We start from the raw sequence: 14,385 nt of genomic DNA, 5'->3' as shown, positions 1-14,385 counted from the left end.
CATCACAAAAAAGCAGCGCCGGACAAACCATCCGGCGCTGCTTTTGTTTTGCGATATCGCTGCCTTGGCGTGAATGGGCCAGCGTGGCCTAGCAGTTGCCTTCGGCCGCCTTGCGCATCATTTCACGGCATTTCATGCCCGGTGCCGAAACCTGCCAGTAGGAAACAACTGCTTCCTCGGCGGCATCGGCAAAATCAATAATCAGATTATTGAGCGCATTCTGTTCCATCAGCTTCTTCACCCGATCCGGGAGCTGCGACATCTGCCACAGGCCAAGAACCAGCGCATAGGATGAACGCATCAGCTTGCTGGCATCTTCGGGTGTGATTTCATAAAGCTCGGCCAAAGCATCGGCGGTACGTTTGACCATGGATGCCAGGAAACGGCGCTGGTTGACGACCATTTCATCGTCAGAACCTGATTCCAGAACGCCTTGCGACAATGACGCGAGATAAAGGAACTTTTCGTTCTTGACCAGATATTGTACAAACTGCCGCGCAACACGGGTTGAATCGCGTTCCTCGGGCCGGCGCAATGCTTCCTGATCAATGATATCTAGATTGTTCTCAAACCACTCTTTCTGGAAGTGGCGGAGCACCTCGAGAAACAGTGCTTCCTTGCTTGAGAAATAAAGATAAAGCGTCCCTTTGGCCAAATTTGCCTTGCGTGCGACCTCTGCGGCCGAGGGCAAGGTGCCGTCACCTTCCAAGTAAAGCTTGCGGGCAGCTTCGAGAATATCAGCACGGCGTTTTAGTTTCTGCTCGTGGCTTCGAGCACGAACAAGATTATCTTGTTCCATTTGATTAGTTTCCCCCAACGTATTTTCCCCGGGCATATTATTGCATTTTAATTCACCTAAAAGTCAAATCGCGGGATTGGAATAAATGGACAAAATTCATGAGGCATTGAAAAGACAATCATTTTTCCGCTCGAACACCTGCCAGAATATATGAATTACGGTCATATACAATCAACCTGAGCAACGCACTCCGAACAATTCACCAATTTTCGTACAGTTTTTTGTTCGAGTCGTTTCATACCCCCGGAACGCCCCCTAACCTTTTGAGTGAGTGCGGCTTTGCGCAAAGACGGGTAATAGTCTTCACACTTGGGGCAATAAAAATATGAATTTGCATGACTTTCAAAATGGGAAAGTCGCTTGTTATGTACAGAGGGGCACATGACAACACATGCCTTTGGGCCGAATGAATCGGCCTCCCAAAACAATGCAGATACGCAGCCGCCAGAACAAGATGATACCAATACGCCCGACGAGGTGAGCACATCGACCGGCCCCGTGCCGGAAACAAGCGAGCCTGTGAATGAGCAAACCACTGAACCGTCAGGGATAACCTATCTTGGCAACGCGAATGCGGTTCTGAAACTGAGTTGCTGGAACACGCTTTGGACGATCCTGACACTCGGCATTTTTCGTTTCTGGGCCAAGACAAGAATGCGCCGCTATATCTGGAGCAACATCGTCGTAGACGGCGATGCGCTGGAATATACCGGACGTGGACTTGAACTTTTTTTGGGCTTTCTCATTGTTGCAGTTATCTTTGGTCCGATCCTTGCCGGATTGGGCTATGCATCAACCATGCTGCCACCGCAACTGGCGATGCTTCCCGATGCAATGATTTATGTCGTGGCAATGTTCCTGTTCTTTGTTGCCAGCTACAGGGCGACAAGATACCGGTATAGCAGGACCTATTGGCGGGGTATTCGGGCACAACTGGGTGGTTCTGCACTGAAATATGCCGTGATCGGATTTACATCATCGATCCTGACTGCGCTTAGCCTTGGTCTTCTTGCGCCCTATACGTTTGTTGCGACAACCCGCTATCAAACCGACAATACCTGGATCGGCGATACGCAAGCGAAGTTCACCGGAACGTTTGGCACCGTCTTCAGGAAATGGATCAAGAACTGGGCAATTATCGCGGTCTTCGCTGCCGTTGCAATCGGGGTTTCCGTTTATGGTGGCGCAAACGGTATCGCCTGGTTGCCCTTTGCTGTGGGCATACCGGCCTATCTGATCGCCCTTGTCATGTTCGTGAACTACCGGGTTTGGCTGTTCCGCTATCAAGCAGGGGCAACCTCGTTGGCCAACGTCACATTCGAAAGCGCGCTTTCGACGTCACAATACATCATGATCTTGCTGAAGTTTCTTGGTCTCTCGATTGTGTTGCTGGTGATCATCGGGATCTTGTTCTGGGTGTTTGGAGGTGCTTATATCCACATGGCATCCAGCCCTGCCTACACGATGGGCGAAACCGAAAGAATGGTGATGGGCATTGTACCCGCCGTCATCATCCTCTTGGTCATCACGCCGATGTTTAGCATCGCCGGGTTCGTTTTTGTGATCCATGCGATGCTTTCGGCAGATATCAACTCGCTTGATTACACCGGCGAGGTTGCAAATCTTCACGCAAATCCATCACAGCAAGCGGCACCGCGAACTGGCGAAGGATTGGCCGATGCGCTTGATATCGGGTCGATTTAATGCAAACGCAAAACGCCGAAACATTTCCCGCACGATTTTTTGACGGTAAATCATCGGCAGCGAGGAATGTCATGGTCACTCTGGGTGACCATGACATTGTCGTATTCGAGAACACATCAAAGTTAACCACACTATCGCGCCAAGAACTGGTGCTATGTGAAAAACCAATGCCCGGTCGACCAATCCGGTTACGCAAACTGCGTGATGACGGAATGCGTTTGGTGTTTGCCCAGACCAGCGAAATTTCCAACGCCCTGATTGACGGGCCATCCGGCCATAACGTCGCAGAGGGGTCGCGCAAAAACATTGTCCAGATTTCGACAGGCATTGCGGCATTCTGTGCTGTGGTTGCGCTGACCATCTGGTTTGGCGTACCGGTATTGGCCGACATCCTGACGAAGGTGTATCCGCGCAGCGCCGAAATCACACTTGGCGAGAACGCCCAGAAACAGGTTCTTTATGTCATCGAGCATCTTAATGACGATTTTGCCCGATGTGAAACCGGCCCAATGGCGCAACAGTCGGTCGAAATCATCATTGCGGCAATCAATCAAGCCCATCCCCTGACGTATGACTATGACGTCACCTTCGTGCGTAGCGACATCCCCAATGCGCTGGCGCTTCCCGGCGGCAAGATCATCTTTTTCTCCAAGCTTTTGGAAATGATGGACAGTCCCGAGGCATTTGCCGGCGTTCTGGCCCATGAAATTGCGCATAGCGAAGAACAACACAGTCTGCGGGCCATATTTTCAAACATGGCGGCAAGTCAGCTTTTGCGGATCATGGGCGGCGGCATCCCGGCCCCGGCGGAGTTCGCCTTCCAGCAAGGCTACACCCGCGAGATGGAAAGCCAGGCCGATGCGTTTGCCATTGATGTCATGACGCGAGCCAATATTGACACCAGACCAACGGCCAACCTGTTTGCCAAACTGAACAACGAACAAACCCAAGGCGGCAGGGGTTTTGAAATCCCCGAGCTGTTACGTTCCCACCCGAATATGGCGACACGCATCGAGCAGTTCGAAAACGCGACCGCAACCGGTCGCCTGCCCCTTCACAGTTCAGACTGGCAGTTCCTTAAAACCGTTTGTCTCAATTAGCGCGCCTTCGCGCAGGAGAGCCTAGACCGGCAGTTCCGTGGTGCGTTTGACTTCGCGCAGTGTGATGACTGTCTGAACCCGTTCGACTCCGGGCAATTGTGTCAGGACTTCGCTGTGGATGCGTTCATAGTCCGCCGTGTCGCTATAGACGACATGCACAAGATAGTCGCTTTGCCCGGCCAGCAGATAACATTCGACGACTTCGGGAACCTTTTGAATTTCCTTTTCAAAGGTTTCGAGTGCCTCGCGGGTTTGACGGGTGATCGCGATATTGACGAAGGCATTTCCCGGCTTGCCGATCCGTGCGGGATTGAGAAGCATGGTGTAATGATCGATGAAGCCCGCCTCTTCAAGCAGCCGCACACGCCGCAGGCAGGCAGAGGCCGAAAGGTTCACCTTTTCGGCAAGTTCCGCATTGCTGATGCGACCATCTTTCTGCAGCAAACGCAGAATCATCCGATCTCGTTCATCCATCTCCATTCGAACAATCCTCCGAAATAATCATCTATCTGTTGAATTATATAGCAATGATACCATCAAACACCCCTTGAAATGAAGATTAATTGCCCAATTTTTAGGGTATCATTCAAGAACAAGATTAAAAGAGGCGCCAACCGCCCGGGAATCCCCGGAAACACCGAGGATATCCCCCGATTACCACCTTTTTGTCGGGAGGAAACGACATGCTGATTGGTGTTCCAAAGGAAATCAAAAACCACGAATATCGCGTCGGACTGACGCCAAGCTCGGTCCGCGAACTTGTTGAACATGGCCATAAGGTTCAGGTCGAAACCATGGCCGGTGCCGGTGTCGGCTTTGCCGATGAGGACTACATTGCCGCCGGTGCAACCATTGCCGGTGCTGCGTCCGATATCTTTGCCAGTGCCGAGATGGTCATCAAGGTCAAGGAACCTCAGAAAGTTGAGTATGAGCAGCTCCGCCCCGGCCAGTTGCTGTTTACCTATCTGCATCTGGCCCCGGACCCCGATCAGACCGCCGGCCTGGTCAAATCCGGTGTGACCGCGATTGCCTATGAAACTGTGACCGACCGATCAGGTGGCCTGCCCCTGCTGGCACCGATGTCGGAAGTTGCCGGGCGCATGGCCCCGCAGGTTGGGGCGGCCGCCCTGCAAAAAGCCAATGGCGGACGGGGCATGTTGCTGGGCGGTGTGCCCGGCGTTGCACCGGCCAAGGTCGTTGTGATTGGTGGCGGTGTTGTCGGCACGAACGCCGCACGCATTGCCGCTGGCATGGGGGCGGATGTGATCATCCTTGATAAAAACGTCAAACGCCTGACGTATCTTGATGATCTTTATGGCCCGCGCATCAAGACGCAATATGCCACCATCGATGACACCGAGGCGCTTGTGCTTGAAGCCGACATGGTCGTTGGTGCGGTGCTTGTGCCCGGTGCGGCTGCGCCGAAACTGATCAAGAAAGAGCAACTGTCACGCATGAAGCCGGGTTCGGTGATTGTTGATGTTGCGATTGATCAGGGCGGTTGTTTTGAAACATCGAAGGCAACCACCCATGCCGACCCGACCTATATCGTCGATGATGTTGTGCATTATTGCGTTGCCAACATGCCCGGTGCCGTCGCGCGCACATCGACCTTTGCGCTCAATAACGCCACCCTGCCGTTCGCGCTGGCCCTTGCCAACAAGGGCTGGAAAAAAGCCTGTCAGGACGATCCGCACCTGGCAGCAGGGCTTAACGTCCATGATGGCAAGATCACCTACAAGGCCGTGGCCGATGCGCTGGGCTATGATTACCTGCCGATTGAAAGTGCCCTGGCCTAGGGCGCTTGAATGCGAGCATGAAAAAAGGGCGCCGATTGGCGCCCTTTTTGTTTGGTTTCGGTGAACGCTGGTCGATCAGAATTCGACCTGTGTCACGTCACGAACCGCGCCCTGATCGGCACTGGTTGCCATGGCGGCATAGGCACGAAGGGCTGTCGAGACCTTGCGTTTACGCGGCTTGGCCGGACGCCATGCTTCGGGGCCCTTGGCTTCCATCGCCTGACGACGGGCGGCCAGAACGGCATCATCAACCGCGATCTTGATTGAACGGTTCGGAATGTCGATTTCGATCATATCACCCGGCTCGATCAGGGCGATGTCGCCACCAGCAGCAGCTTCGGGCGAGACGTGACCAATCGACAGACCCGACGTACCGCCCGAGAAGCGACCATCGGTAATCAGTGCGCAGGCTTTGCCCAGCCCCATCGATTTGAGATAGCTGGTCGGATACAGCATTTCCTGCATGCCCGGACCACCTTTGGGGCCTTCGTAACGGATGACGACCACGTCGCCTTCCTTGACCTCGCCACCAAGAACCTTGGCAACGGCTTCGTCCTGACTTTCGCAAATTACGGCCGGGCCGGTGAATTTCAGGATGCTTTCATCGACACCGCCGGTTTTGACCACACAGCCATTGGCCGCAAGGTTGCCAAACAGAACGGCAAGACCGCCATCCTGACTGTAGGCATGGGCAACATCACGGATGCAGCCTTCTTTTTCATCAAGGTCGAGATCGTCCCAATAGCGTTCCTGACTGAACGCGGTTTGTGACGGCACCCCGCCCGGCATGGCACGGAAGAACTTGTGCACGGCCTCGTTGGTGGTGCGTTTGATGTCCCATTTTTCAAGGGCATCCGCCATGGTCTTGGAATGCACCGTGGAGACATCGGTATGCAGCAGGCCTGCGCGATCAAGTTCGCCCAGAATACGCATGATGCCACCGGCACGATGGACGTCTTCCATGTGGAACATCGGATGGTTCGGCGCGACTTTTGACAGATACGGGATCTTGCGCGACAGGCGATCCATATCGGTCATGGTGAAGTCGACTTCGGCTTCCTTGGCAATCGCAAGCAAATGCAGAACCGTGTTGGTCGAACCGCCCATGGCGATATCAAGCGCCATGGCGTTTTCAAAGGCATCAAAGGTTGCAATGCCGCGCGGGGTCGCACCGATGTCTTCTTCTTCGTAATAACGACGTGCGAGCTTCACCGAGGTCCGGGCCGCTTCGAGGAAGAGCTCCTTGCGGGCCGCGTGGGTTGCCAGCACAGAACCATTGCCCGGCAGCGCAAGACCAAGTGCCTCGGCCAGACAGTTCATCGAGTTGGCGGTAAACATGCCAGAGCACGACCCACAGGTCGGGCAGGCAGAACGTTCGACTTCGGTAACCTGTTCGTCGGAGATGTTCGGATCAGCGGCCTGCACCATGGCATCGACCAGATCAAGGTGATGTTCCTTGCCCTCGATGGTGACCTTGCCGGCCTCCATCGGGCCACCGGATACGAACACGCACGGGACATTAAGGCGCATCGCCGCCATCAACATGCCCGGGGTAATTTTATCGCAGTTGGAAATGCAGACCATCGCATCGGCGCAATGGGCATTGACCATGTATTCAACGGAATCAGCAATGATTTCGCGTGACGGCAGGCTGTAGAGCATGCCGTCATGGCCCATCGCAATGCCGTCATCCACTGCAATGGTGTTGAATTCCTTGGCAACACCGCCGGATGCCTCGATCTCGCGTGCGACCATCTGACCGAGGTCCTTGAGATGCACGTGACCGGGCACGAACTGGGTGAAGCTGTTGACGACCGCAATGATCGGCTTGTCGAAATCTTCGTCTTTCATGCCAGTGGCGCGCCAAAGGCCGCGCGCACCAGCCATGTTGCGGCCGTGTGTTGTTGTACGGGACCGATATTCCGGCATGGAAGGAACCTCTCTTCAAATCGCTAGTGGCGTTTCTTTCGGACCATGGATCGTGGTCCAAAGCCCTCTATATATGGGTGCGTTCTAGCACAGTCTTCGCGCATTTTGACAGTTTTTTGCCTGAAAATTTCGCCAAATTCCGTGATTGGGTACGAATGCTACGAACATGAAATTTTACACCCGTTTTTCAAGGGGCATTTAGATGACTGTTTCTACACTCAGAGTTTGCGTAAAAATCGTCCCGTACCAGTGCATGAACGCAAAATTGTGATCAAGTTCACAATGTTTATACAAATTTAGACCCGCACCTATCCCAAATACCCTCAGACCTACTCCATTGCATAGGCGACCTTTAGCCAAACAATACATATCGTACTAGGTGATTATCGCCGCCAGGCGATTCTCCCACTCCCATTCGCCCCGGACCCTCATACAGGTTCGGGGTTCTTTTTTGCCCATATTTCATGCCGCAATCGCCAAACTGGTAATTGCGCGCTTTAAAGGATGTCGCGAACCCTTTAATGTCTGGCAAGAACCGCTTGGGTCCGAGCCCAGTCAAAACCATCAGGTGGAGATCCGCACATCCATGTCCGACCAACTCAAGACACTGTTGCGTCGCGGCCTGACTGCGCATGAGGGCAATCGCACGGAAGAAGCCGAAAAGACATATCGCGCGGCACTTGCCATGTCCCCGGGGAATGCCGAAGCAGAGCATCTTCTGGCTACCCTGTTGACCGGCCTGGGCCGCCATGGCGAGGCGCTTGAGCTTTTTGAAAGCTGCCTTGGCAGTTTTGCGGCCAACCCGGCGGTGCGATGCAACTATGCCATTGCGCTGGAAAGTTCCGGACAGATCGACAATGCGATTGACCAGTTCAAGCAAGCCCTGAGTTATCACGGGGACTTCCCCACCGCCCTTTATCATCTGGCGCGCCTTGAAATTCCGCGTGGTCATCTGGGTCAGGCAATGGACCTTTTGGGGCGGTTGCTTGGCCTGAAACCGAACCATTATGAGGGGTTGCTGCTGTTCGGGCAGACGTTGCATGATCTGGGACAGGAAGAAGCCGCGCTTAAATCACTGGACCATGCGGCAGAGGCCGCCGGCATTTCACCGGAACTGATTTGCCGTGTGGGATCGGCCTTTTTGCGGCTTGGCTATCCGGAACTGGCGCAGAACCTTTATCAACGTGCGCTGAGCATCGATGCGAAATATGTTCCGGGCCTGCGCGGACTTGGGCAATCACTGGCCCATCAGGGGCAGTATTCCAAGGCCATCGCGATTTTAAAGACCGCACGCCGCCTGACCAAGGAAACCGATGATATTGACCTTGTTCTGGCCGATATCACGTTGCGCTGCGGTGATGTTGACGCGACGATTGCAACGCTTGAAGCCCTGATCAAGGCATCACCGGACAATGCCACGGCAGAAGCACTTTTGATCCGGGCGCGCGCCAAGCTTGGCAGTACCGATGGCACGGCACATGCCAAGGCGGCGAAGGCGTGGGCCAAGCATCATATGCCGATTGCCGCCAAGCCCGCCTTTGGCAATAGCCGCCAGTCCGACAAGCGATTGCGCATCGGCTGGATTTCACCGTTTTTCTGTCAGCACCCGTCCTTTGGGCTGTTGAGTGCCCTTGCACGTAACCTTAATCGCCACGAGATCGAACTGTTTTTGTATTCTGCCACACCACGCCCTGACGACGTTACACGGCAATGGCAGGTGATGGCGGATGGCTGGCGCGAGGTTTGCGGGCAGGACCCGATGCGCATTGCCGACCGCATTCGCAAGGACAAGATCGATATCCTGATTGATGTGTGCGGCATTCATCCGACCCAGCCGATTGATGTTTTTGCGATCAAGGCCGCACCGGTTCAGGCCAGCTTGTCTGCGATCACCACCGGCATCGCGGAAATGGATTACCTGATCGGACACAAGGATGTGTTTGGTGGCAGCCTGGCGGAAAACAAAATGTTCTCCGAGCGCCCCTATCCGTTGGCAATTGGCCCGTATCTTCCGGCAGACCTTGACGATGCGTTGCCACTTACCCCGCTTCCGGCAGCGGTTGGCGAGGAAATCATCCGGTTTGGTTGTATTGAACGGCTGGCCAATATCAGTAACGAAACGCTTAATTGCTTTGCGCGGATATTAAACAAGATCAGCAACAGCCGTATCGTCATTCAGGATGACGTGCTTGAAGATTCCTATGCCGCCAAGACGTTTCTGGACCGCGCACGACAAGCCGGGATCAAGCGTGACCGCCTTGATCTGGCTGGCAAGATAAAGCCACAGGACCGCGCGGCCCTGTATGCCCAGATTGATATCGGGCTGGCACCGTTTCCCGCCATCAGCCTTGAGACCTATTACGAGATGCTGTGGTTTGGCATTCCGTTCGTGTCGCTGGCCGATGATCGACCGGGATCACGGCTTGGCCTTGCTGTTTTGGGGGATATCGGGCTTGGCGCGCTGTGTGCCGAAACCGAAAAGGGTTATGTCGATAAATGCATCATGCTGGCATCCGACCTTAAGGCGCTGGCCAGTATCCGCGAAAACATGCGTGAACGTATCAGGGGCAGCCGCGCCTTCCATGGCCCGGCCGTGGCGGCCGAGTTCGAGGAAGCCTGTCGCGAGATGTGGCAGAACTGGTGTCGCGGCAACCAATAGCCCCAGACACACACACAGGATTCCTACCCCATATCAGTCAGGATGTGATCAACGGCAGCGGCCAGATCATCAGCGATGAAATCGGCTTCTTGTGCCTCGGGCAGGATGGCTTCCTTGGTCCCGTGGCCGGTTCTGACCATGATGGTGCGTGTGCCCGCCGCGCGCCCGGCACGGATATCATTAATACGGTCGCCGACCAGAATGCTGTCTGAAAGGTTGATGGCAAATTCGTCGCTTGCTGCCAAAAGCATACCCGGTTCGGGTTTGCGGCATGTGCTGTTGCGACGATAGTCACCCTTCCCGTCGGGATGATATGGCGAATAGTAAATTCCCTGCACAGAGGCCTTCTTGTCGGCAAGCATGGCGACCAACGCCTTGTGGATTTCAAGAAGCTGGTCTTCGCTGATATAGCCGCGCGCCACACCGGACTGGTTGGTCACGACAATGACCGCAAGACCTGCGTCATTCAGGCGTTTGATCGCATCAGCCGCACCGTTGATCATCTTGAGATCGGCAACATCTGACAGATAGTGGACTTCTTCGTTGATCACCCCGTCCCGATCCAGAAAAACAGCCGGCACCGGATGGCGCTGATCGCGAAAGCGCGGGGCCGGATCGATCAGGTGACGTTTGACAGTTTCGGTGGCGGAGCCGGTCATTGATGGCCTTTTGCGTGGTCGGATTTAGGGGCTGATCGCAACCAACAATGGCGCAAAGGTGTTTGGAAAAGCAAGACTTCACACACTGCGATCCCCGTTTGCACGGTTTTGCACAGTACGGAAAAGAAATTGGTATTACCATTATTCACTTGCAGAGCAACCGGAAGACGTGAGAATTTCGGTTCAAATTACGTCCCGCGATCACACGCCCCACAAGGAAAGTCGCCTTATGTTTGCCGATATTTTTGCGATTCTGGCCCCGGTTTTTATCACCACCGGACTGGGATATTTCTGGGCCCGTGCCGGCAAACATTTTGACACCAACCTTGTCACATCCATCGTTACCTATTTCGCAACGCCGTGCCTGACCTTTGCCGCACTTGCAACCGTGGAGCTTGGCGGCGATACGCTGGTTCTGATGGGAACGGCGGCCCTTGCCGCCAATGTGATCTTTGCGCTGATCGGCTGGCCGGTGCTTAAGGTCTTTAACCTGTCACCGCGCACCTATTTGCAATCGCTGACCTGGCCAAATGTTGGCAACGTTGGCTTGCCGCTTTGTCTGCTGGCCTATGGGCAGGAAGGACTTGCGCTTTCGGTGGCGTTCTTTGCGGCCTATGTCGTGATCCAGCTGACCATCGGTGTTGCGTTCGTATCGGGCAGTTTTTCCATCAAGTCGCTGGCCAAGATGCCAATTATTCCGGCAACCCTGATTGCCACGGGCTTCCTTGCCACCGACACCGCGGTGCCAGAATGGCTTTACAACACCACCAACCTGATTGGGCAGCTCACCATTCCGTTGATGCTGTTTACCCTTGGTGTATCGCTGGCAAAACTCCGTCCGGTAAGCCTTGCGCGCAGCACGGCGCTTAGCTTCTTGCGTCTTGGCATGGGTTTCGGCGTTGGCTTGGGTCTTTCAGAAGTCATGGGACTGACCGGCATGGAACGCGGTGTGGTGATCTTGCAATGTTCGATGCCGGTTGCTGTGTTCTGCTACCTGTTTGCGCAGCTTTATAACCGCGAACCGGAAGAAGTTGCTGGCGTTGTCATCAGTTCAAGCTTCCTTGCCGCCATCGCCCTGCCCGCCCTTCTTTGGTACGTGCTTTAAACGGTTTACTTGATGATCAGGCGGTACTCGCCGCCTGTGCCATCGTCCTTGTCTGCATAAAATCCGATGGCGCATTCAAACCGGCCCTTTTGAAGATCCGGATCACCGTGTTCGGCGGCTTGCGCCATGACGTGGCTTTGGCAGGCATCAAGATTGTCAAAGGCGGCCTCGGATATCTTGATCCGGGTGGGTTGGCTGACATCAGGGACATAGACAGCGGTCACCTGTTCCCAGGGCGCGGCATCATTCGGCCAGAAAAGATCGGCGATATGACGGTGCGGGTTTCCGAAACTGACCACCGCCAGAACCGCAATACCGGCTGCCAGAATTGCGCGCCGTAGCATTCGTGTATTCATTTGTATCCCTTAGGCACTTCTAGGCCCCTTTTCGTCCCAAAGCGGAAAAATCGATCCCCGGGAAGGGTGTATCATATTCAAGATGATAGTCATCAAGGGGTGGCGCTGCCTGACTGGTGACGGCCAGAAGAGCATGGACCTGCCCGCGCTGATGGGTTTGATAGACAAACAGATGTGACAGGATATCGCCCACGGTATCATGCGTCTTGCTGGCATCTTCGCGGACCAGTTCGACGCTGCGAATGGCGTCCTTGTCGTTGAGTTGCTCGCAAAAAGCCATCAGCCGCATATCCGTATCCCGCTGGGCTGCGGCCAGTTTATCAATGGCCGCAAACGGCATTTCATCGGCAAAGCATCTCCGCCCGCGCCCGCCGTCAACCAGCGCATCAAGATAATACCAGTCATTGGTCAGGATGTGGTTCAGAGTCTGCAGAATGGAGGATGAAAACGGTGTTCGCTTGGTGTCGAGTTCCTGATCCGTCAATTTCTGACAGACACCATACAAACGGTGATTTGACCAGGCGTTGTTACGCGCCTGATGGAAAAACGATGTGCCCGGCATACCTCAAGTGTCCCAACTTTCAGCGTCCTGTCACATTCGTGTTGAGAGACTCAACCGGTCACAGGATGCGCATGGTTTAGCGGACCGTTTCCTTTGCCAAAGTCTGGCGCGGTTCGGATGGCTTCACGCACGAAATCCCGTGCGCGGGCCACAGAGTCACTTAACCCCATGCCCTGTGCCAGCCCGGTTGCAATGGCGCTTGCAAGCGAGCAGCCCGTGCCATGATTATTTTCAGACGGAATGCGCGTGCCTTCATAGCCTTCGACATCACCATCCCGGCGCCACAAGATATCGACGATTTTATCCCCGTCTGCGTGACCACCTTTTATCAGGACAGCCTCAGCACCGAGATCACCAATTTTGTGCGCTGCAGCAATCATATCACCTTCGCTGGTGATTTTCATACCTGATAGTACTTCTGCCTCGGGAATATTTGGTGTCAGGACGGTTGCCAGCGGCACCATATGCGTTATCAGGGCTTCGACCGCGTCTTCCTGCAGCAGGCGCGAACCGCTTTGCGAAACCATCACAGGGTCAACAACGACCGGAATACCTGCAGCCTTTGATTTGATAAATTCCGCCACGGCAGTAATCACCGGGACCGAATGCAGCATGCCGGTTTTAAGCGCATCGGCGCCGATATCATCAATCGTCACGGTGGCCTGATGAACGATCATGTCAGGATCAATGCCCAGGACATCGAAGACTCCGGTGGTATTTTGCACCGTAAGCGCCGTGATCGCAGTTGCCGCATAGCCGCCAAGGGCGGTCACCGATTTGATATCGGCCTGAATACCGGCCCCACCGGAACAATCCGATCCGGCTATGATCAAGACGCGACCTTTCATGAAACCCTTCCTTATCCTGCAAAAATCAGGTTTGACGCACGATGTTCACTTAACCGGCAACGGCGGTGATTTCAGCAACGATACCATCGACGATCTGTTCGACCTTAAGCGCATCGTCCCCTTCGGCCATGACACGGATCAACGGTTCGGTGCCCGATTTACGGATCAGGACACGGCCATCGCCGTTAAAGGCACGCTCCGCCGAGGAAATGGCCTCTATCACGCTGCTTTGCGACAGCGGATCGGAACCCGCACTATAGCGCACGTTTTTCAGGATCTGTGGCAGCGGATCGAACACACGGCTAAGTTCGGAAACGGGGCCTTCGCGGCTGGCAAGTACCGCAAGCACCTGAAGACCGGCCAGCAGGCCATCACCGGTTGATGCGAAGTCCGACAGCACGATATGGCCGGACTGTTCACCACCAACATTGCAATCAAGGGCACGCATCTGTTCAACGACATAGCGATCCCCCACCTTGGTACGGATCAGACGCACATCGTTTCTTTCAAGATAGCGTTCAAGACCAAGGTTGGACATGACGGTCGCGACCAGTGCATTGCCGCGCAGCTGACCGGTGCGCTTCCAATGGGTTGCGACAAGCCCCATCAACTGATCACCATCAATCAAATGGCCTTTTTCATCACACATCTGAACGCGGTCAGCATCGCCATCAAGGGCAATTCCGACATCCGCCTTTTCGGCCAGCACGCGGTCACACATGGTTTTGGTATAGGTCGAACCACACTGATCATTGATGTTCATGCCATTCGGGCTGGTGCCAATTTCAATCACATCCGCACCCAGTTCACGCAGGACCTTGGGCGCGACGGAATATCCAGCACCATGGGCGCAATCAAGCACGAT

At 54.6% G+C, this 14,385-nt stretch carries 12 protein-coding genes and 1 pseudogene; 5 read left to right on the top strand and 8 right to left on the bottom strand.

Annotation, left to right across the window (positions count from 1 at the left end):
• Nucleotides 1–88: 88 nt before the first annotated feature.
• Nucleotides 89–799 carry a TetR family transcriptional regulator gene (locus tag B2R48_RS04660; protein ID WP_296998356.1) on the bottom strand — a complete coding sequence of 237 codons (711 nt, stop codon included), beginning with the start codon at nucleotides 797–799 and terminating at the stop codon, nucleotides 89–91.
• 381 nt (nucleotides 800–1,180) lie between these two features.
• On the opposite strand from B2R48_RS04660, the gene B2R48_RS04655 reads away from it, so the two are divergent.
• Both B2R48_RS04655 and B2R48_RS04650 read left to right on the top strand, forming a co-directional pair.
• On the top strand, nucleotides 1,181–2,503 hold the full coding sequence (locus B2R48_RS04655) for a YjgN family protein (RefSeq protein ID WP_296998353.1): 1,323 nt from the start codon (nucleotides 1,181–1,183) through the stop codon (nucleotides 2,501–2,503).
• Between the two features lie 167 nt (nucleotides 2,504–2,670).
• Nucleotides 2,671–3,603 (top strand): M48 family metallopeptidase, encoded by a 933-nt coding sequence (locus B2R48_RS04650; RefSeq protein ID WP_296998351.1) that lies wholly within the window; start codon nucleotides 2,671–2,673, stop codon nucleotides 3,601–3,603.
• Nucleotides 3,604–3,624: 21 nt separating this feature from the next.
• Here the strand turns inward: B2R48_RS04650 and B2R48_RS04645 are convergent, their stop codons facing one another.
• A complete protein-coding gene (locus B2R48_RS04645) occupies nucleotides 3,625–4,077 on the bottom strand; it encodes an Lrp/AsnC family transcriptional regulator (protein WP_249741897.1) in 453 nt (150 codons plus the stop codon).
• Between the two features lie 209 nt (nucleotides 4,078–4,286).
• On the opposite strand from B2R48_RS04645, the gene ald reads away from it, so the two are divergent.
• Nucleotides 4,287–5,402, top strand: a complete 1,116-nt coding sequence (gene ald / locus B2R48_RS04640) for an alanine dehydrogenase (RefSeq protein WP_062957731.1) — start codon at nucleotides 4,287–4,289, stop codon at nucleotides 5,400–5,402.
• Between the two features lie 75 nt (nucleotides 5,403–5,477).
• On the opposite strand, the gene ilvD is transcribed toward ald, so the two are convergent.
• Entirely contained in the window at nucleotides 5,478–7,331 is a 1,854-nt protein-coding gene (gene ilvD / locus B2R48_RS04635; protein ID WP_213472609.1) for a dihydroxy-acid dehydratase, read from the bottom strand.
• Nucleotides 7,332–7,917: 586 nt separating this feature from the next.
• Between ilvD and B2R48_RS04630 the strand changes: the two genes are divergently transcribed.
• Nucleotides 7,918–9,990, top strand: a complete 2,073-nt coding sequence (locus tag B2R48_RS04630; protein ID WP_296998347.1) for a tetratricopeptide repeat protein — start codon at nucleotides 7,918–7,920, stop codon at nucleotides 9,988–9,990.
• A 23-nt stretch (nucleotides 9,991–10,013) separates the two neighbouring features.
• On the opposite strand, the gene B2R48_RS04625 is transcribed toward B2R48_RS04630, so the two are convergent.
• Nucleotides 10,014–10,649 carry a D-glycero-alpha-D-manno-heptose-1,7-bisphosphate 7-phosphatase gene (locus B2R48_RS04625; protein ID WP_296998346.1) on the bottom strand — a complete coding sequence of 212 codons (636 nt, stop codon included), beginning with the start codon at nucleotides 10,647–10,649 and terminating at the stop codon, nucleotides 10,014–10,016.
• Between the two features lie 229 nt (nucleotides 10,650–10,878).
• On the opposite strand from B2R48_RS04625, the gene B2R48_RS04620 reads away from it, so the two are divergent.
• On the top strand, nucleotides 10,879–11,754 hold the full coding sequence (locus B2R48_RS04620) for an AEC family transporter (protein ID WP_062957728.1): 876 nt from the start codon (nucleotides 10,879–10,881) through the stop codon (nucleotides 11,752–11,754).
• A 5-nt stretch (nucleotides 11,755–11,759) separates the two neighbouring features.
• On the opposite strand, the gene B2R48_RS04615 is transcribed toward B2R48_RS04620, so the two are convergent.
• The 4 genes and pseudogenes from B2R48_RS04615 to B2R48_RS04600 all read right to left on the bottom strand — a co-directional run.
• Entirely contained in the window at nucleotides 11,760–12,098 is a 339-nt protein-coding gene (locus B2R48_RS04615; RefSeq protein WP_114129835.1) for a hypothetical protein, read from the bottom strand.
• 31 nt (nucleotides 12,099–12,129) lie between these two features.
• Complete coding sequence (locus B2R48_RS04610) at nucleotides 12,130–12,672, bottom strand: DinB family protein (RefSeq protein ID WP_296998343.1); 543 nt, start codon at nucleotides 12,670–12,672, stop codon at nucleotides 12,130–12,132.
• Nucleotides 12,673–12,722: 50 nt separating this feature from the next.
• Entirely contained in the window at nucleotides 12,723–13,520 is a 798-nt protein-coding gene (gene thiD / locus B2R48_RS04605) for a bifunctional hydroxymethylpyrimidine kinase/phosphomethylpyrimidine kinase (RefSeq protein ID WP_062957725.1), read from the bottom strand.
• Between the two features lie 49 nt (nucleotides 13,521–13,569).
• Nucleotides 13,570–14,385 (bottom strand): annotated as a pseudogene (locus B2R48_RS04600) (phosphoglucosamine mutase); the annotation flags it as partial.

It is taken from the genome of Thalassospira sp. UBA848 (assembly GCF_002295455.1).
Classification (GTDB): Bacteria; Pseudomonadota; Alphaproteobacteria; order Rhodospirillales; family Thalassospiraceae; genus Thalassospira.
Note: the sequence above shows the minus strand (reverse complement) of the source record. Positions and strands in the feature narration are given on the sequence as shown.